This window comes from Frankia sp. ACN1ag (genome assembly GCF_001414035.1).
GTDB lineage: Bacteria > Actinomycetota > Actinomycetes > Frankiales > Frankiaceae > Frankia > Frankia torreyi.
In genome coordinates this window covers 97,873-117,193 of sequence record NZ_LJPA01000020.1, presented here as the reverse complement: position 1 = coordinate 117,193, position 19,321 = coordinate 97,873, and the positions used below count along the sequence as shown (strand labels likewise).

Sequence of the window (19,321 nt, the reverse complement as noted above, 5' to 3'; positions counted from 1 at the left end):
NTGCACGAAGTGGTGCCCAGACTTCTAACGATACACGCTTCCTTCGCTGGCCCTGGGAAGTGGACCTCTCCTCGATCGAAATAGTCGGTCGAGGAGACCGGCGCACCACATCTCAACCATGGGCGCCTTTTATCGCTGGAGCGAAAGGATTGCGCTGGATTGACCCACTGTCGACAGTAGTCGACTGGGGAAGTTCCGGTCTCCAGATACGAACTTTCAACGAGCACCTTTACGGTTCGCATACTCGAACCGTCAAGAACGAAGATCTATACTGGAAGCCCGGAGTTGCCTTTTCCACAATCGGTAACACCTTCAGTGCGCGCCTTCACCGTTCTAGATCCATCTTCGGGAGCATGGGCGCCTCAGTTTTCCCCGAAAGCGAGGAGGAATGCTTTCGTGTATTGTGCCTTCTCAATTCTTCGCTTGCTCAGGAGATTGTCGGATCCCTCAATCCGGGCATCCACTTTACCGGCGGCGACATCAACCGCCTACCCGTAGTTGCGATAGCGGATGCGGAAGACATCGGGCGGCAACTGGTTGATAAGTTCTCGCAGCACGAGGCAGCTTGCGAGACGTCGCACGCGTTTCGCCATCCTGGCCCCTCGCCCTGGCTGCACGCCCAAGACTGGGCCCAGTCCGCCGTCGATCGCCCTAAGGGTGCGCCGCTCCCCGAGTACGTCGAGCGGCTAGACCCCGAACCCTCCACGGACCATCTGAGCTTTGCCCTCGGCGTCGCCCTCGGCCGCTTCGGCCTCGGCGACAGCCTCGCTGAGGGCATTCTCGACCCTGTTACCGCAGACCTCTCCCACGCACTCCCACACGGGATCCTCTTCCTCGACACTATCCTCGACGCCGAGGATCGCCGCGATGGCCTGGGCCACCCCGCGGCGGCGCCTCTGCACGCCGCCTGGGCGAAGCACTCGTCGGCGATCGGCACCAGGAGGAGCCTGCGCGACTGGCTGGCCCTCGACTTCTTCAAAGACGTCCACAAGGGCATGTATAAGAACCGGCCCGTCCACTGGCCACTCTCCTCGGCTAGTAAGAGCTTCGTGGCCTGGGTGAACATCCATCGGATGACCAGCCAGACCTTGCGGGTGCTGCTCGCCGACCATCTCGCGCCGACGCTTGTCCGCCTCGATGGCGAACTAGCCGACCTGGCGGTTGCCCGTGATGGCATCAACAAGAAGGCCGCGCGTGACGCCGAGCGGCAGTACGACCGGGTCTTCAAGGCCCGGAGCGAGCTGCGGGAGTTCATCGCCAGTGTCGAGCAGTGCGCGGACCGCGGTGCGCCGCCAACCGATGGCAAGTGCCCCGGCCGGCAGCAGGACGCCCGCTACGATCCCGACCTCGACGATGGCGTGATGATCAACTCTGCCGCGATCTGGCCGCTGCTCGACCCGCAGTGGAAGGAGCCGAGGAAGTGGTGGAAGGAGCTCGCCACCGCGACCAGTCGGAGGGACTATGACTGGTCGCACCTGGCGATGCGCTACTGGCCCGACCGGGTCGACCGGAAGTGCCGGAATGACCCCAGCCTCGGCGTGGCGCACGGCTGCTTCTGGCGGTACCACCCCGAGCGGGCCTGGATCTGGGAACTGAGGCTCCAGGACGAGATCGGTCCCGAGTTCCGGATCGAGGAGGAGCCCTACCGCCCCAGCGGCCGGGACCTGGACGATCCTGGCGATAGATCCCACCGTCACGCCTTCCTGCGCGACGAGCCCAAGGCCGCCCTCGCCGCGATCGAGCGGGAGGCTATCCGGCGGATGGGCCGTGGCAAAAACCGGAAAGTCGTCTCCGAGATGCGCATCCTGGAGACCGGACTCTGGGCGGCCCACGCTGAGGCGCTGTGGGATATCGAGCTGAAACTGGCCAAACGGCAGGGCACGGAGATCCGCATCCTCGCCCCCGACGAGCCCGCCGCTCGGGCGGTGTTCGAGGCGGCCCATCCCGACAGGGTCCAGGTCCGCAAGAGCGTCCTGGCCGACCTCGTCCCGCCCGTCGAGCTTTTCGATGACGAAGCCGATGAGGCGGCCGACGATGACGCCAATGCGGACGGGGAGGGCGACTCGTGACGACGACAGCGCCGCCCCCGTCGTCGGTGACGGGACTCGGCGGCCCCGTGTCCGTGGCACTGGAGGCAGACCTGAGGTCGTGGGTGCGCCGGCGTAGCATCGTCGTCTGGCTCGACCAGGCCGGGATCTACAGCGAGTTCGTCGAGCGGCTTGTGGCGCTACGCGCCGCCGGGGACCTGCCGTACCAGGTCCATGCCTTCCGGGGCAGCCACCTGGCGCTGATGGTGGCGCTCGATGGCGTGGCCGCCGGGACGGAGATGGTGCCACTCGTCATCCACCTGCCGGGCTTCACCGAGGAGACTGTGCGGGAGACGCCGCTCTTCGAGCTTTACGCCGCCGGCGTGCGGTATCGCAAGGCGCTCGACACTCTCGTCACCGAGGCGGCCTCGGGGCAGGTCCGCCCCGACCAGATCGATGCCTTCCGGGCGCAGCCCGGCATGACGCTCGCTGGCGCCGACGCCTGGCTCGGCGCGCTCGTGGGCGGAGCCGAGGTGGGCATCTCGGCGCAGCTCCGGGCCATGAGCCCAGAGGCGGTCCTTGACGACCTGCTCGCCGGGGGATCCATCGCCAACCAGATCGGCGATTACGACGCCGAGGATGCACTCTGGGAGCGGTTCGCCGCCTGGACCGGGCTCCCGGCCTCCTGGCGCGATGCCACGCTTCCTCCCGCACGGCTGCGCCCCGGAGACGTGGCCTTCACCGCGGCGAGCTGGGCGCTGTGCGTGGAGTACACGGACGACCTGCAGCGCGCGCCCGCCAGCGACCACCTGGCGCCTGTTGCCGTCCTGCCGCGGCCGGTGATCGATGCGTGCTGTGCCGTGGCGGCCCATCTCCGAGAGCGTCATCCGGGCTTCTACCAGCGGACGGCGGACGAGACGGAGGCGCTGCTCGCCGAGGAGGTCGAGCAGGCCCAGGCCGAGGACCTCGGTGTCATCGACACGTTCCGGTTCGAGGAGGACAAGGTCCTCAAGGCCGCGCTGGCCGCTCTCGGCCACGGTGCCTACGACCAGGCAGCCGGATGGGCCGTCCCGCGCATAGAACCCACCTCGGCAGGCCCGTCCTTCTGGCTCCGCGACGATCCAGCGCGGCAGTCGGCCTGGCAGCTCGTCCGTGCGGCGGCCCGGCTCGGTCAGGAGATCGCCCGCGTGGGCACCCGGATTGGCGTGGACGCGAACGTGGATGACGCCCTGGAGGCCGCCATGACGGCCTACACCGAGCGGGGCGCCGCCGTGGACCAAGCGCACCGGCTGCTGGAACAGCAGCGGGCGGCCCTGCTTTATCCGCTGCTTCCCGAGTTCGAGACCCTGCGAGCGTGCCTCGATCGGATGCGCCGTGCCTGGCGCGGGTGGGCCGACGGCTGGGCGCGCGAGTTCAACGCGCTCTGCGCGGCACGCGGTTTCCTGCCCGGCCCCGCGTGCCAGCAGCGGACGCTCTTCGACGAGGTGGTCCGGCCGCTGGCCGTCGAGCCGGGGACGACCGCGTACTTTGTCGTCGATGCGCTGCGGTTCGAGATGGGCCAGGAGCTCTTCCGTCAGATGGAGGGCACCCCGGCCACCACCGTGGCGCTGCGGCCTCGGCTCGCCGAGCTCCCCACCGTGACGGAGGTGGGAATGAACGTACTCGCGCCCGTCTCCCGTAACGGCCGCCTGCAGGTCTCGATGGCAGGCGACGCCGGCGGGGTGCGGGGCTTCCAGACGGGCGAGTTCCGGGTCTTCGACCCCGAGACCCGCAAGCGCGCCATGCACGACCGGGTCGGCGGCGCGAGCTGCCCGTGGCTCACCCTTGACGAGGTGGTCGGCCGGGACGTTGTTTCATTGAAGCGGTCGATCTCCCAGGCGCGGCTGGTCGTCGTGCATAGCCGGGAGATCGATGAGGCCGGCGAGAAGGGGATCGGCCCCGCCGTGTTCGACCTCGCCCTGCAGAAGCTCCGCGCCGCCTGGCGCGTGCTGCGCGAGGCAGGGGTACGCCGGTTCGTCTTCACCGCCGACCACGGGTTCCTGCTGCTGGATGACGACGGTGCGGCCGTCCAGGCCCGTGGCCGCAGGACGGACCCCCAGAGGCGGCACGTCTTCTCGCCGGTAGCGGCAGCTCATGCGGACGAGGTCAGGGTCGCGCTCGCGGACCTGCGATACGACGGCTCGAGCACGAGCGTCTTCTTCCCGGAGAGCACCGCGGTTTTCGACACGGTTCGGCGGGCGACAGGTTTCGCGCATGGCGGCAACAGCCTGCAGGAGCGCGTCGTCCCGGTGCTCACTGTGGTGCACCGCACCGCAGCCGGCGGGAGTGGCATCAGGTACGGCGTCACCGCGCAGGCCCGTGAGGGTGTGGCGGGGATGCACTGCGTCGAGGCCAGGGTCGAGCCACTCGCGCAGCAGTCGCTGGACTTCGGGAACCCGAAGGAAATCGAGCTCGCCCTGCGCGTCCCCGATGCCGAGGATGTGCAGGTTGAGCTCTGCCAGGCGCGCGGCAGGGCGCGAATCGCGGGCAGCACGATCGTCGCCACCGTCGGGGAGTCCTTTGAGCTCTTCTTCCGGCTCTCCGGGGCTACCGACGCGCGTGTGCGCATCGAGGTCCACCATCCGAGCGCCGTCGCGGACGTGGAGCCGGGCATGCCAGGCGCCCGCTTCCCCGTCACCGCGACGCGGGCACCGATACCAGCGGCAGCGGCCGAGACAGCAGAGGGCGCCTCGGCGGCAGTCGACGCGCGATGGCTGGAGCAGTACCCCGACCCGGGGGTCCGGCAGGTGTTCGAGCATCTGAAGGCCCATGGCGCGGTCACGGAGAACGAAGCCGCCGCGATGCTGGGAGGCCCGCGCGATCTGCGCCGCTTCGCCCTCCAGTTTGAGACCTATGCCCAGCAGGCCCCCTTTGTCGTGCGCATTGACGTCGTGGCCGGTGTGAAGCGTTACGTACGGGAGGGAAGCGAATGAGCACTCTGACCCGGAAGGATGCCGAGCACGTCTTCGAGGCGCTACGCAAGGGCCTGGTGCCTGAGCGGGGAATCGACGCGTTCGCGGTCGGCATCGAGAAGCAGCGTGGGGAACTGCACCGGCAGCTCGACCTCGTAGGGGACGGCGAGGGCACCGTCAAGTTCCTGCGCGGCGGCTACGGCTGCGGGAAGACCTTCATGGCCCGCCTCGCCGTACTCGACGCGCAGGCCCAGGGGTTCGCGACCAGCTTCGTCGTCGTCTCCGACAACGACCTCAAGTTCCACCGGTTCGACGACGTGTACCGCAAGGTGCTGACCGAGCTCGGCACCACGTCGTGTCCGCGCGGCGCCCTGGGCGATGTCCTCGACCGCTGGATCGGACGGGTAGAGGAGGCCCTGATCGCGGCCGGGGAGGACGATGCGGACCCGGCGTTCGACGCCACAGTGGCCAAGCGCCTCGACGAGGACCTCGCGGCAATGACGGGGGGCAGGGCGCCGCAGGACTTCGTCCGCGTCGTCCAGGCCATCTTCGAGCTGAAGCAGCAGGGAAACGTGGCGGAGGCCGGAGCCCTCATCTCCTGGCTGTGCGGCAGCGGCAACGTCGCCGCCTCCGCGAAGAAGACGGCGGGCATCAAGGGGGACATCGAGAGCCGCGATGCCCTCGACTACCTGCGGGGCGTCCTGGAGATCGTGAAGGCTGCCGGGTACAAGGGGCTGATCGTCGTCATAGACGAGGCCGAGACCATCCTGCGGATGCGCTCGGACTCGCGGCACAAGTCCCTCAACGGGATCCGGCAGATCGCCGATGCCTCGGGTTCCTACCCGGGCATGCTCTGGGTCTTCACGGGCACGCCGGAATTCTTCGACACGAGGCAAGGCGTCGCCGGCCTCGCCCCGCTCCACGAGCGGATCCGGTTCCTGAAGCAGGGCCGCTTCGCCAGCCTGCGCCAGGCCCAGCTCGAGCTTGCCCCCTTCGACGCCGAGCGTCTCCGCGCCGTCGCGCTCCGCCTACGCGAGCTGTTTCCCACCACTGACCTCGGTCGCCTCGACCGAAAGATCAGCACGGCCTTCGTGGAGCGGCTCGTCGCGGAGGTGTCAGCGGGCTTCAAGGGCGACGTTGGCGTGGTGCCGCGCCAGTTCCTGCGTGAGTTTGTCACGCAGCTCGATCTAGTCGAGGAGCACGCGGACTACGAGCCCATGTCCGAGTATGGCTTCCAGGCCACGGACCTCAGCCCCGAGGAGCAGCACGTGCTCTCCGGGACCGCGCTCACCAGCCTCGACCCTGCCCCCGGCGACGAGGCAGATGGGCTGGTGCCGGCCGAGGACGTGTGGTGAGCGTCTTCGCCCGTTTCGCCCCGCGCCTGCAGCAGGCGATCGTGTCCCGGCTCGGCTGGTCGAGCCTGCGTCCCGTGCAGGAAGAGGCAGGTGCGGCGCTGCTCGCCGGCGACAACGCGATCATCCTGGCCCCCACCGCCGGCGGCAAGACCGAGGCAGCAGTCTTCCCGGTCCTCTCGCAGCTCGCCGATGACGAGCCGCACGGGGTAGGCGCCCTGTACGTCGCTCCGATCAAGGCGCTGCTGAACAACCAGGCGGACCGGCTCGGGCTCTACACCGAGATGATCGGGCTGCGGAGCTTCGCCTGGCACGGTGACACGCCCGACCGCTCCCGGCGCCAGTTCCTCAACGAGCCCGCCCAGCTCCTGATGACGACGCCTGAGTCACTTGAGGTGATGCTCCTATCGGCGCGAGTGGATGAGAGCAAGCTCTTCGCCGACCTGCGGACCGTGATCGTCGACGAGATCCACGCGCTGGCCGGATCCGACCGCGGCGCCCACCTGATGAGCGTGATCGAGCGCCTGGCACGCATTTCCCGGCATGACGTCCAGCGCGTCGGGCTGTCCGCGACCGTGGGCAACCCCGAGGCCATCCTCACCTGGATGCAGGGCACGTCCGGCCGGAACGGGCGCGTCGTCAGCCCCCCGAGCCAGCCGAGGCCCCGGCAGATCCTCATCGTCTACCGCCTAGGCCTCGCCGAGCTCGCCCACGACGCGGCGCAGATTGCGGCGGGCCGCAAGAGCCTGCTCTTCTGCCAGTCCCGGTCCACGACAGAGGCCGTCGCCGAGCACATGCGGCGCGCCGGCACCGCCGTGTTCGTCCATCACAGCGCCGTATCCCGGGAAGAGCGCCAGCTCGCAGAGGAACGCTTTCACGACGGCGGCGACGCCTGCATCGTGTGCACCTCAACGCTGGAGCTGGGAATCGACGTCGGCGACCTCGACCGGGTCCTGCAGGCAGAGGCGCCAGACACCGTGAGCTCGTTCCTGCAGCGCATGGGACGAACGGGGCGGCGACCGGGGCAGTCGCCCAACACAACATTCCTCTGCGAGACAACCGAGGGAGTGCTCCAGGCTATCGCCCTGGTCGAGCTGGCCAGAACGGGCTGGGTCGAGCCGGTCGAACTCGACTACCGCTGCTGGCCGGTGCTCATCCACCAGCTGCTCGCCATGGCGCTGGCAGGGGACGGGATCACCGGCGAAGCTGCCTGGGAGCACCTGGGGTGCGTGCCTGACTTCCAGGGCATTCACCGGGCCGAATACGACCGCCTTCTGGCGTGGATGGTGCGAGATGGCTCGCTCCGGCTTGCCGGCGGGCGGCTGGTCCTGGGGCCGAAGGCGGAGCGCCGGTTCGGCCGCAAGAACTTCATGGAACTCTTCGCGGTCTTCTCCAGCCCGCAGACCTACACGGTACAGGCCGCCAATGGCCGCCCCCTGGGCTCACTCAGCCAGGTATTCGTCGACCGGCTCGTCGACGGGGTCAGCAGCTTCCTGCTTGGCGGGCGTGCATGGGCCGTCCTCCACGTACGGCACGATGACCGCCGCGTCATCGTCGAGGCAGCGCCCCGCGGTCGCCAGCCCACATGGGGAGGGTTCCTCCCCCAGTTCCTCGGCCTCGACCTCTGCCAGCACATCCGGTCAGTGCTGCTCAGCGAGGCGCGCTATCCGTATCTTGATGACGCCGCATGGGAGGTCCTCACCGATCAGCGTGCTTCCATACGGGAGGTAATCAGCTCCGAGCGCGGCGGCGCAGAGTTCGATGCCGGGGAGATCCGCTGGTGGACCTTCGCGGGCGGGCGCATCAACGCGACGCTCCGGCATGCGCTCGAGGCGGTCGCAGGAGACTGGCAGGTCACCTCCGACAACTTCCAGGTCAAGATACGCGGCGCGGCCGTTGGCAGAGACCGCTTCCGTGACGCGCTCGGCAGGCTAGGGGAACCCGAGTTCTGGGAAGATGAGCGCCTCTGGGCGCAGGTCGCCGAGTCGCTTCCGGGCTACCGTCTGAGCAAGTTCCAGCCGCTGATGCCGCCCTGGGTCGAGCGCGAGGTAGTCGCGAGCTACCTACTTGACGTCGGCGGAGCCTGGCGATGGCTCTCGAAGGGCGAGACCCTGGGCCAGGGGAAGTAGGCGGGTTGGCCGTTGTGGGCGGACACGAGGCCCAGACACACCGTCCTCAGCGGCAGCGCCAAGATGAACACCGACGGCGCCAACAGCACCGCAGTCGTGTGGGACGTGGCCAAGCTGGCCCGACCGATCTGCCAGGCCAGCATTCCCGCCAAGCTCACCGAAGATCCCGGCATGGTGACGCTGGCCGGCGACGGCCACACCGCCTTCATCCGTAGCGCCGACGGCACGGCGACCGTGGAGGGGGACCTGACCAAGGTGATCGACTAATCCGTGAGGTCGAAGACTTCACGGAAGCCGATCATGTACGAATGGGTTGAGTTCCCCCGGGGACACGGACCGACGCCTGGATGGTGCCGAGGTGCCTGCAGTAGCCGTGACAACGCCGGAACCATGTAGTGGAAGTCAGGGCGGCACGGACCCGCCGTGTTGAACCGCCGCACCACCGGACATCCCCTCCGCCGCCTCCGGATCAGCCCTGTCACGCCCACCCTACGGCTCGTCGACCACGACCCGAGCCCGCAGAGCCATGCAGAGACCACTCCGTACCTGAGGGCGGGAGTCCCCTGCTGCTGGCGGACCGACTCGACGACATCGGCGCGGTCAACGCCGAGAAGAACACCGCTCAAGGTAGCCGACGAGACCGTTCCACGGACCGGCGTGATGGCTGCCTATCCGAGAAGCGCTTGAAGGTCTTCTGTGGTCAGGCCTGCGTCCGCGAGTATCTGGCGAAGTGTTCCTTTGGGGACGTCTCGTCCCGCGTGGACGGGAACGGTGACGTCATTCCCGTGAGGGTCGGGATTGCGAAGTCAGTGATGGCTTCCTTTGATCCGGATCAGCTCGAACCCGGCCTTCTGTAACGCCCTGACGACGTCCTTGCCGGGGATCGATGGGACTGGCGGCGCCTGCGGCTCAGGCGACGTCGAGCATGATGGTGAACTCGTCGGGAGCGCCGTCGTCTTCGAGGATCATGAGGACGGCCTCATGTAGATCCGCCAGTGCGTCCTCGCGGGTGTCCCCGTTGCCGTTGCAGCCGACCCGACCGACGTAGGCGTGGGCGCACCAGACACCGTCCTCGTCCTGCTCCACCGTGTAGGGGATGTGTACCGCCCGACCCATGTCAGCCAGAATAACCCGCGCGGTTTCGTGTAGCGGCTGGGCGAGTGCCCGTCCGGCGGGTCTGGCCGGTGTCCGCAGCCGTCTCGATGTTCCAGCCGGAACTCACCGATGCGTGTGCCGGCTGGCTGCTGTGAGTGCTGCGCTGGTCGAACGGGCCCAGCGTGCATCCTGGTCCGGGCGGCCTGGATGACACCCTGGTTCATCCCGGTGATCCAGTCGGAGCCGGGGTGAAGTCCCACGCCTGGACCGGCCGGGGTCGGGTGGGCCGGTCAGGTCGAGGAGGGTTGTCGTGCTGGTGCCGGTGAGTCCGGCTTCGACGCGTAGACCATTCCCGAGTCTGCGGATGCCGAGGATCTGTTGGCCGCGGCAGTGCCAGGAGCGGGTGTTCGGGCGATGGCCGGGGTCGAGGTCGGGATGGTGGCCGGCCCAGTCCAGCAGGGGGGTCAGCCAGTCCGTGGCCGGGCCGAGGTGCAGGGGGCGCGGGTCGGCGTCGGCCGGGTAGCCGGCGGCGGGTTTGTCGGTGGGCAGGGACGGCACGGGGGCGACGTGTCCGTCGTGGTGGGCGGAGAGCCGAAGGTCGCCCGTGAGCCAGACCAGGCGGCGCCGGGTCGGTTGCACCCATCCGCGGGGGAGAACCAGGTGGAGGGCTCGGTCGCCGCGTAGGACGAGTCCGTAGGCGAGGGTGCGTTCGCTGTCGCGCTGTTCGTGGGCTCCGACCACGGCCATCAGGGTGGTGTCGTCGGCGTACCAGACCGCGCGGTCTGACCAGGCTTTGCCGGTCTGCCGGCGGGTGAGCGTGGGCTTCGCCTGCCGGGCCAGCTCGTCCGCGCAGGTCGAGGCAAAGAGCAGCCGCTGCTGGGTGATGTTCACCTTCTTCACCAGTTCGGGTTGAGGGTGAGGGTGGTGGTGTGGTCGGTCATCCACTGGTCGAACTCGTCGATGGTGGTGAAGCTGGGTCGGGCTGCGGTGGTGGTGGTCAGGGCGGTGAGGTCGTCGAGGCTGGTGGCGGGGTGGTGGGAGCCGAGGGTGGTGGTGAGGGCGGCGAGCCGGGGCAGGACGTCCCCGGTGAGCGCGGTGTGGTGGTCGGTGGCGAGCTGGTGGGTGAGGGTCTGCAGGGTGGCGGCGGTGGCCATGGTGGTGATGGCTTCGGCGCCGAGGACGGTCAGGCGCTCGGGGTCGGTGCGTGTGCCAAGGGTGGTGCTGATGGCGAGTTGGAGTCCCTGGGTGAGCAGGACGGCGGCGGCCTGGCCGGCGATGCCGCCGAGGAGTGCGCCGAGGACGGGGACCGGGATGGCGGTCTGGCCGGCGAGTCCGCCAACCCAGACGAGGCTCGTCCGAATGGTCGCGGCGGCGCTGCGGGCGGCGAGTTCGGGGGCGTCGATGGTGCCGCGGGCGTAGGCGACGCCGGCGGTGGCGATGGTGGTGACGGTGTCGGCGAGGGCGGTGCTGATGGTCCCGCCGCCGAGGACGCCGGGCAGGGCGCCGGTTTTCGCGGCGACCTGGATGGTCTGGGCGAGGGCTGCGATGGTGCCGGAGCGGACGGCGTTGCGGGCGATCGCGCCGGTCACGGTGATGACCGCGGCGCCGGCGGAGGTCTCGCCGGCGCGGGCGCGGGCCGTCTCGGTGGCGGCGGTGGTGAGACCGGCGAGCAGTGCTCCGGTGGCGGCTGCGGCCGCGGCGCCGGTGGCGATCTGGCGTCCGGCGGAGCGGGTGACCTGCTGGTGGGCCCAGCGGATCGGGTTGCGGGCGGCCTTGTGCGCCTGGTCGAGGCTGACCGGGTCGCTGTGGATGCCGCCGTGGTGGAGGACGTCGGTGAGATGGCTGCGGGCGTCGGGGTAGTCGGCGTAGTAGACGCCGTCGGGGGAGCGGGTGAGGGCCTTGTCGAGGACGGTGTTGATGGCGTCGACCCGGTCGGTGGGCACGAGTCGCTGCATGCCGGCGAAGTGGGGTGAGGCGACGGCGCGGGCCGCTCGGACCGGGTCGGTGATGAGTTTCGCCTGGACGTCCTGGAAGGTGGCGCCGTCCCGCAGCCTGATATCGATCTTTCCGGTGGGGGAGCNGTCTTCGGTCCAGGCCTGGACGTAGGCGCGGGCGGTGGCTCCCCGCAGGGCGGCGTTGCGGTTGAAGGTCGTGGCGTGCATGACCTCGAACAGATGTCCGGCGCGCTGCGGATTGCCGACCGCGGCCCAGCGATGGGCGAGCTGGCCGACGACGTCCCGGCTGGCCAGGGTGGTGACGACAGCGGCGGCGGCGCGGCGAGTGGCGAGGTCGCTGACCGCCCAGGCGGCGGCGTCGGCGCCCCCGGGCAACATGGCCAGGAACCGCCGCCGACCCTCGGGCGCCGTCCCGCTGTCGGGCAGGCCGGTGTCCACAGAGTCCGTGGCGGCGTCATCCCCGGTGGGGCCGGGCTGGCCGGATTTGGCGGACTCGGTTGCCTGGCCGGGTCCGGGGTCGGGGGTTCCAGGGGTTTCGGGGGAGGCGGCGGACCGGGGCTGGCCCGGCCGGGTGGGGACGGTCATGCGGCCAGGCCCAGGGCGTTGAGCTGCTGGCGGGCGTCGAGGACCGTGCGACGGCACTGGGCGGACGGCTCGGCGTCCTCGGTGGTGATGGCGGTGCTCATGACGGTGACCGCGGTGGTGGCGATGGTGACCAGGACGGAGACGGTGCGCCGCTGGTCGATGGTCAGCGCCGGGTAGTCGTCGGTGGTGTCGAGCAGGGCGGCGAGGGCGGGAAGTCGGCTGGTGATGGCCCGGCGCAGATCCTTGAGGATGTCGCGGACCTGGCGGCTGAGCCGGCGGACGGCCGCGCCGGTCTTCTCGGCCTGGTCCAGCCGCGCGGCGTCGTTCGCGAGTTCGTCGGCCCGGCCCCGCTGGTGGCGCCGCGCCCGGCGGGCCTGCCATGCGACGACACCGCCGAACGCCAGGATGGCAGGCCCGGTGACGATGCCGGCCAGGACGGTCGTGCCGGCGGCGACGCCACCGCCCCCGGCCGCGATCGAGCCGCCGCCGAGCCAGGCCAGGGTCGCGTTCGTCGCCGCGGCGCCGGACAGTCCGGAGATGGCGGTGCCCGTCGAGGCGGTGGCGAAGGCCCCGACGGTGGTCAGGGTGGCCGCGCTGGCTCCGGCGCCGACGACCGTCCCGGCGACCGCGCCGCCCACGACCGCGCCGAGAGCATGGCCGACACCAGCCCGGACCGGGCTGGTCGCCCGTTCTCGCGGGCCGACATCGACCAGAAGATTGATCGCGGCGAGCTCCGCCACGTCCACGTCCTTCAAACGGCTGAACAACTGCTGGAAAGGGAGCAGGCCGTCGGTGTAAAGCGCCTTCCGAGCCTTCTCCTGCGCGCTGGTCTCGGCTGCCATCAGACCGGCGAGCAGCTCTTCACGGCCGCGTAGCCCATCCGCTGTGCGATTGTTGGCCTGGGCCAGCCGCACCGCGTCCANGATGGCAATGCCCATGCCCGCCCCCCCCGCGTCGCACCTGGACTCCCGGGAGTTTTATACCGTGCCATGTGCGCCGGTACAGAGGCAATGCCATTCCGCGAATCTCGATCATGCTGCCTGGAGCCGATTCGAGTAGGGCCCGACGAGGGCGGGTCCCAGCGTTTTTCGCGCTTTGGCCAGGGGCGATGACGGGCTGGTCGCCACTCCCGTTGATGTTCAGTCCGCGGCGCGATCCCGGCCGGCCGGTCGACCACTCGTGAGACATGGCGGGTCCGTGGCCACCAGCCTGAACGGCGCCGGCTCGGCACACAGGAATGCGACATCCGGCAGGCGGTCCCGTCCACCGCCAGCGACCGAGTCGGAGTCAGATCCGCCGGTACCTTCGCGGATCATGCGTCGCCGGCGGCGACCGCCACAGCGCCGACCGGGCGAGCTTGCGAGTCCGTGTAGCCGCTCCTCGATCCCTTGTGGCGACCATGGGGTGGCGGCCATGGGCCTCGCCGTCGCCCTCAGCAGCGCGAGGCCGGCGCGCGATGTCGGCAGCGTCGTGCGCTGCAGTGGGCAGAAGACTGGTGCGGCCACCGGGCGGGTGATGTCGGAGCCCGACGACGACGCGCGCCTTCAGGAAGGTTGCGGGCGGAGGTATCACGTCGTTCCGTCGAGTGCCAGGGCGGCCGCGAGGGCGTCTGGGCGTTGCAGTTCGGGGAAGTGCCCCGTCCCGGGCAACCGGTGGATACGAACGGAGGGGACGTGGTCGCGTAGTGTCTCCGGATCGCTGGCGCGGTGGGACCGGTCGGCGTCGCCCCACAGCAGGGTGACCGGGACGGCCGGCGCCAGGGTCGGCGCGGGGCCGCTGAGGTAGGTCTGGAACGCGGTGGCGAGAGCGAACATCGCCCCCGCGGCGAACGCGGCGTCGCTGTGGCGGACGATCATGCTGCTCAGCATGGCGTCGGCCGTGGCGGCGCGCAGCCAGGAGCGGGCGACCAGCGGCGCGCACGGCCGCAGGAGGAGCTGGCCGACCCCCGGCAGGCGCAGCGGCGATCTGCGGGCGACGGAGTTCCGCCAGGCGATCTCCTGCGCCCAGCCCGGGGCCTGCGTGAGCACGAGACGGTCGACCAGGTCGGGGCGGCGGGTGGCGATGTCCAGGCCGAGGTAGCCGAACGCGCAGGGAAACACCAGCCCCATCGGTGCACCGCCGAGGTCAGCCAGGAATGCCTCGACGACCCGGGCGGTCGCGGCGAAGGAGCCGTCGAAGCCGGCCGGCGGGGTCGAGAAGCCGAATCCCGGTGGCTCGAGGACCACCACCCGGTGACGCCCGGCGAGCCGGCTGATCACCTCGCTGTAGGCCTCCACGGTGACCGGCGGATCCGCGACGAACACCAGCGTCCGCCCCTGTCCGACGTCGCGGACGCGCAGCAGCGCACCGGCGGCCTCGACGACGTGCACCCCCGGTGTCCGGGCCGACGCGGGCAGCCCGCGCCGCAGCGGCCGAGCGAACCGCTCGTCGATCCGAGGTCCCCATCGCGTCGCCGGCACCCGTCCATGTCATCAGACCGGTGCCGGCCGGCGTCGACCGGAGCTGGTGAAGGCGAGACCAATCCGGCGCCGGTCTGGTGCCCGGTAATCCCCGACCTCGCAGCGCCAGAGCTATGTGCGGACGGCACCGACGACCACCCCTGGGGTCAGCGCCCCGGTCGCCGGCGTCCAGCAGGAAGAGCTGACACGGGCTATCCGTCTGTGTCCGTCCCTCCGCGCACCACGGTGATGACCGTGAGCGTCAGGGCGAACGCGGCGCCGCCGGCGAGCACCGCGCTGGCCAAGCTCTCACCGTTGACCCGGACAAGGATCCCGGTGATCACAGCCACCAGGGTCGATAGGGCGGCGAGGAATGCTAGAAGCAGGATCAGGACTGTCCGGCGTTCGTTGTGGTCTCTAAGTGGGTGTTCGACCCTGTTCTAGGCTTCATAAGCAGGTTAATCTTCCGCCCGGCGGCCACGCCCAGTGACTTCTCGAAGAAATCCATGTAAGGTCTGAGGCATTCTATCCGATATGACATCCATGCCGATGCCGAGTTCGAACTGAAGAGTCCTGTCTCATCCCGCTGCCTGATGTTCTGCGGCTTTCATCGGCGACGGAAAGGATTCTTCCCCCTTCCTTGCCGTCCAGCAGTGGCGCCACTCCGTCCGGCAGCGTCAGCTCGTCACCGCAAGGGCCCTGGTTGCCGAAGCGGACAATCTACGTAAGGCCGATCCACGTCTTGCTCTCGGGCTCGCTCTCGCCGCCGACACGATCGACAGCCAGGCCGGAGCGCGCACCAGCCTGAGCACCACCCTGAACGACACGCCCCTCCAGACCGTACTCGGCGAGACCAACACGGTTGTTTCGGCCGCGCTCTGCCTCACCAGGGATGAATGGCGCCGTTATGCCCCCGGCGTCCCGTACAGGAGCACCTGCCGGTAATCAGGACACAGCGTGCTCCTCGGTCCCTACCTGCCAACGGACCACCCCCTCGGGCGTGGGGACGACGCAGGCATGCTCGCCAGATGCCTGATCGCGAGTAGTCGACTACTCGTGCGCTGGGAGCCGCCATGCGCCACAGTCGGGACCGTGGCGGCGGGCGGCACAGCGACCCGACGAGGCCGATGGACACCATCAGCTGACCGCCCCCGGGGGGAGGCGCGGACGGATGTCGACGGTCGAGATGGCAGGGGTGGACCCGCGAAAGCGGGACGTCGCTGAACTCCTTGTCGAGGCCACCACGGTGTGTGCCGCGGCCTTCTGGCGCGACCTGGCCGAACGGGCGGCCAAGACGTTCTGTCAGACACTGATGGTCGTCCTGGGCGCGGGTCGAGTGGGCCTGATGTCCGCGTCGTGGGTCCTGTCGCTGTCCCTGGGGGCAGCGGCCGCCGCCCTGTCGTTGCTGACGTCCGTCGGCTCCCGGCTGGCTCCGATCGGGACGCCGATGTCGCCGAGTCTTGTCGACACCTTCCCCGAGATCTATGCGCGTGCGCGATCGGTGGGATTCCCTGCCGGACCAGGGGCGGGCGGTGCGGCGCGGCCGGCGTCGTCCTCGCCGCGGTCGGGGTCGGAATCGGCGCGGCCGGAGCCCGGTGCGGCGGGAGTTCGCGGCCTACGCCGACGGCGGGTTTCTTCCTGACTCTCCTGGCGCTCGGGCTGTCCTGACGAACCGACCAACCGGATTATCTTCGTTTCACTGTCGCGCTCGAGTCACCGCGGCGGGAGATCTTCGACGCTGGGCCGGCGGTAAGGTTCGGTCGTGCGGGGGGGATGGTCATTGACGGGCCGGGCCGAGGAACTGGGTCTGGTCGACCGGGTGATGCGCCTGGCTTCGGGGCCCACGGGTGTGTTTCTCGCGGGCGAGGCTGGCGTCGGAAAGACGCGGCTGGCCCGGGAGGCGCTGGCGGCGGCGCGCCGCCGCGGGATGGTCGTGCGGTGGGCGACCGCGACCATGGCGACCCGGGGGATTCCGCTGGGCCTGTTCACGGTCTTTGGTGCTTCCGGCGGTGACCTCGCGACGGCGACGCGGCGGACCTTCGACCTGTTGAGCGACGGCGGGTCGGACGGCCGCCCCGTTGTGCTCGGGGTGGACGACGCGCATCTGCTGGACGAGGTTTCCGCGCTTGTCCTGTACCAGTTGGCGTCCCGTGGGCTGGTCAGACTCGTGGTCACCGTCCGGAACGGAACGTTGGTGCCGGAGACGGTGACCGCATTGTGGAAGGAGCAGTATCTGGAGCGTCTGGAGGTCGTGCCACTGGCCGAACCCACAGCGCGCGATCTTCTGCGGACGGTCCTGGGTGGTGACGTCGACAGCGTCAGCGCCCAGCGGATCTGGGCGCTGACCCGCGGGAATCCGCTGTATCTGCGGCTGCTCGTGGAGGGCGAACGGGCGGCCGGCCGGCTGCGGGCGACCGCGGGGGTGTGGCGCTGGTCGGGGGAGCCACGTCTGTCCCGTGGGCTCACGGAGCTGGTGGAGGCTCGGATGGGGGAGCTGCCGGAGCCGCTGCGAGACGTGATCGATCTACTCGCGCTCAGCGAGCCACTCGGCGTCGTTCCCCTGGTGCGCCTCACCTCCCGGGCTGCCGTCGAGCAGGCCGAGGATCGCGGCCTGCTGGAGATCAGCAGAGACGGACAGCGGCTGCACGCCCGGCTCGCCCACCCGCTCTACGGCGAGGTGCGTCGCGCGAGCACCGGCCTGCTGCGGGCCCGGCGGCTGCGCGGAACCCTCGCGACGACCCTCGGGGCCCTCGGCACCCGGCGCGCCGATGACGTTCTTCGCCAGGCGATGCTGGTCATGGACTCGGATCTCACCCCGGACACCGGTCTGCTGCTCGCCGCCGCACGCGCGGCCAGCGTGCTCGGTGACGTCGGCCTGTCGGAGCGGCTCGCCCGGGCCGCGATCGCCGCCGGAAGCGGGTTCGAGGGCCGCCTCCTGCTCGCGTTCGCCCTGACCTGGCTCAACCGCGGGCAGGAGGCCGAGGAGCAGCTTCGCGTGTCGGAGCCGCTCGCGCGCAGCATCGTCGAGCAGAGCCTGGTGGCGATTCCCCGGGCCGGGAACCTGTTCTGGATCCTGCGGCAACCGGACGAGGCCGACGAGGTCCTGCGGCGCGCGGAACACGCCTTGGAGGCTCTGCCCGTCCCCGCCGGCGCATCGGTCGCCGTGGACGGGACGCTCAGCATCACCGACCCTGATCGCGCCGCCCAGGACGGCGCCACGGTCAGGGCGGCGCTGGCCGCGCTGCGCTGCACGTTCGAGCTCTGGCTGGGCCGGCCCGCGGAGGCGGTGCGCGCGGCCCGCGCGGCGCTGGAGCAGACCACGCTGCCCGACGAATCGGTCGTCCTGGCCGGCTGGGGCCTGTCCGCCGGCCTGGGTGTCCTCGGCCGTTTCGACGAGGCCCGCCCGGAGTTCCCCCGGCTGCGCGGGGCAGTGGCCCGCATCGGTGACGGCCCGCTGCTCGCCATGGGCCTGCATGACCTGAGTGTTCTCGGTCTGCGCCTCGCCGGCCATCTCGACGAGGCGCAGACACTGGCCCGGACGTCCTACGACGAGCTTCGTCAACCGTTCGGGAACTCCCACCTGATGGGGATCACGCTGCTCGGTCACGTGGCGGCGGCGCGCGGGCAGGCGCGCACCGCCCTGCGCTGGCTGCGCGAGGCTCACGCCGGCCTGGTGGACGGTGGGCTGGGCGGGTGGGAGATCCGCGCGCTGATGAGTCTGACCCAGTCGTACGCGATGCNCGGCGCCGCCACCGAGGCCAGGGTGGCGCTGCACCAGCTGGAGACGGGGTGGCATCCCGGGTTCGCGCTGTTCGAACCGGACCGGGCGCTGGCCACGGCCTGGGTCTCAGCCGCCGAGGGGGCGATCAGCGAGGCGATCGCGACGCTGTGCCGCGCTGCCGAGAGGAACGCGGACAACGGGGAGTGGGGCTGGGAGGTGTTGCTTCGCCAGACGGCCGCCCGGTTCGGGTACCGGCAGGGTGCCGCGAGGCTGGCGTGGCTCGCGCAGCGGGTCACGGGTCCGCGCGCGTCGCAGGCGGCTGCGCATGCCGCCGCGCTGGCCGCCGACGACGGCGCGGCGCTGCTGTCCGTCTCCTCCCAGCTGGAGGACATGGGGGATCTGGCCGCCGCCGCCGACGCCGCGGCGCAGGCCGCGCTGGTGCATACCCGTGCGGGCCGGCGGGGCCAGGCGTCAGTGGCCACCGCGCGGGCCGACCGTCTGGCCCGCGCGGGCGAGGGTCTCCTGACCCCGGCGCTGGCGGCGGCCCTGCGGCCGCTGCCCCTGACCGCGCGGGAACGCGAAATCGTCAGCCTCGCGACCCGGGGACTGTCCAACCTGGAGATCGCCGCGCGTCTGGTCATCTCGGTCCGCACCGTGGAAGGACATATCCTGCGCGCCGGACAGCGGCTCGGCGTACGCGGCCGAACCGGCCTGGCCGCCGCGGTGTGGGGCGACACACCGGCCTTCGAAGACGAGTAGTCGACTACTCGTGCGCCGCCCGCCCGCCCGCGTCACGGTCAATTCCTGGTCGCGTACGCGTGGCGATGCTTGGACGGCGCCGCGCCAGGAACGGGGAGACACGGATGCGTGGGCGTCTACTCGAACAGGCTCGGGCCCGACTGCAACGGTTGACGCGGGCCTCCTTCGAGGAGAGAAGTCCCTTCGGCATGTCTGATCCAGCCCAGGCCGGAGCCTCTCGGGCTGCCGACGTACTACGCGAGGCTCTGCGTACCGACGACCCCACCGCGCTCATCACTGCAATCGACCTGCTCCACCAAGCGGTGGCCA

Annotated in this window: 11 protein-coding genes and 3 pseudogenes; 8 read left to right on the top strand and 6 right to left on the bottom strand. The window is 70.3% G+C overall.

Annotation, left to right across the window (positions count from 1 at the left end; genetic code table 11):
• Position 1: 1 nt before the first annotated feature.
• The 5 genes from pglX to UK82_RS18880 all read left to right on the top strand — a co-directional run.
• Positions 2-2,069, top strand: a 2,068-nt coding sequence (pglX, locus tag UK82_RS38665; protein ID WP_236706124.1) for a BREX-6 system adenine-specific DNA-methyltransferase PglX, incomplete at its 5' end; no start/stop codon positions are given.
• Complete coding sequence (gene pglZ, locus UK82_RS18895; protein ID WP_055408450.1) at positions 2,066-4,999, top strand: BREX-6 system phosphatase PglZ; 2,934 nt, start codon at positions 2,066-2,068, stop codon at positions 4,997-4,999. The genes pglX and pglZ, both read left to right, overlap by 4 nt.
• Entirely contained in the window at positions 4,996-6,333 is a 1,338-nt protein-coding gene (brxD, locus tag UK82_RS18890; RefSeq protein WP_055408447.1) for a BREX system ATP-binding protein BrxD, read from the top strand. The genes pglZ and brxD overlap by 4 nt, the downstream gene beginning before the upstream one ends.
• Positions 6,330-8,459 carry a DEAD/DEAH box helicase gene (locus tag UK82_RS18885; RefSeq protein ID WP_201784216.1) on the top strand — a complete coding sequence of 710 codons (2,130 nt, stop codon included), beginning with the start codon at positions 6,330-6,332 and terminating at the stop codon, positions 8,457-8,459. Before brxD ends, UK82_RS18885 begins: the two co-directional genes overlap by 4 nt.
• 63 nt (positions 8,460-8,522) lie before the next feature.
• On the top strand, positions 8,523-8,726 hold the full coding sequence (locus tag UK82_RS18880) for a hypothetical protein (RefSeq protein ID WP_055408443.1): 204 nt from the start codon (positions 8,523-8,525) through the stop codon (positions 8,724-8,726).
• A 401-nt stretch (positions 8,727-9,127) separates the two neighbouring features.
• Here the strand turns inward: UK82_RS18880 and UK82_RS31655 are convergent.
• The 6 genes and pseudogenes from UK82_RS31655 to UK82_RS33705 all read right to left on the bottom strand — a co-directional run bounded on the left by UK82_RS31655 (position 9,128) and on the right by UK82_RS33705 (position 14,882).
• A pseudogene (locus UK82_RS31655) lies at positions 9,128-9,343 on the bottom strand (type II toxin-antitoxin system HicA family toxin).
• A 25-nt stretch (positions 9,344-9,368) separates the two neighbouring features.
• Positions 9,369-9,575, bottom strand: coding sequence for a type II toxin-antitoxin system HicB family antitoxin (locus UK82_RS18875; RefSeq protein WP_055408441.1), 207 nt, complete (start codon positions 9,573-9,575; stop codon positions 9,369-9,371).
• Positions 9,576-9,677: 102 nt separating this feature from the next.
• Positions 9,678-10,499: a hypothetical protein gene (locus tag UK82_RS32915; RefSeq protein ID WP_152989943.1), complete on the bottom strand. Its 822-nt coding sequence runs from the start codon at positions 10,497-10,499 to the stop codon at positions 9,678-9,680.
• A 1,136-nt stretch (positions 10,500-11,635) separates the two neighbouring features.
• Positions 11,636-12,094 (bottom strand): annotated as a pseudogene (locus UK82_RS38660) (hypothetical protein); the annotation flags it as partial.
• A gap of 1,568 nt (positions 12,095-13,662) precedes the next feature.
• Positions 13,663-14,553, bottom strand: a complete 891-nt coding sequence (locus tag UK82_RS18855; RefSeq protein WP_236706123.1) for an alpha/beta fold hydrolase — start codon at positions 14,551-14,553, stop codon at positions 13,663-13,665.
• Between the two features lie 191 nt (positions 14,554-14,744).
• The gene (locus tag UK82_RS33705; protein WP_161849136.1) at positions 14,745-14,882 is read right to left on the bottom strand and encodes a hypothetical protein; all 138 of its coding nucleotides are present in this window, start codon (positions 14,880-14,882) and stop codon (positions 14,745-14,747) included.
• Positions 14,883-15,703: 821 nt separating this feature from the next.
• Here UK82_RS33705 and UK82_RS30735 point away from each other — a divergent pair.
• The 3 genes and pseudogenes from UK82_RS30735 to UK82_RS42875 all read left to right on the top strand — a co-directional run bounded on the left by UK82_RS30735 (position 15,704) and on the right by UK82_RS42875 (position 19,012).
• Positions 15,704-16,174: a holin gene (locus UK82_RS30735; protein ID WP_063870347.1), complete on the top strand. Its 471-nt coding sequence runs from the start codon at positions 15,704-15,706 to the stop codon at positions 16,172-16,174.
• A 120-nt stretch (positions 16,175-16,294) separates the two neighbouring features.
• Positions 16,295-18,272: pseudogene (locus UK82_RS42880) on the top strand (AAA family ATPase); the annotation flags it as partial.
• A gap of 371 nt (positions 18,273-18,643) precedes the next feature.
• Entirely contained in the window at positions 18,644-19,012 is a 369-nt protein-coding gene (locus tag UK82_RS42875; protein WP_396230594.1) for a helix-turn-helix transcriptional regulator, read from the top strand.
• Positions 19,013-19,321 lie beyond the last annotated feature (309 nt).

Bases quoted from the DNA above. Each gene is read 5' to 3' on its own strand.
- UK82_RS18875 (WP_055408441.1), bottom strand. From the start codon at position 9,575: ATGGGTCGGGCGGTACACATCCCCTACACGGTGGAGCAGGACGAGGAC.
- UK82_RS30735 (WP_063870347.1), top strand. From the start codon at position 15,704: ATGTCGACGGTCGAGATGGCAGGGGTGGACCCGCGAAAGCGGGACGTC.
- UK82_RS18880 (WP_055408443.1), top strand. From the start codon at position 8,523: ATGAACACCGACGGCGCCAACAGCACCGCAGTCGTGTGGGACGTGGCC.
- brxD (WP_055408447.1), top strand. From the start codon at position 4,996: ATGAGCACTCTGACCCGGAAGGATGCCGAGCACGTCTTCGAGGCGCTA.
- UK82_RS42875 (WP_396230594.1), top strand. From the start codon at position 18,644: ATGGGGGATCTGGCCGCCGCCGCCGACGCCGCGGCGCAGGCCGCGCTG.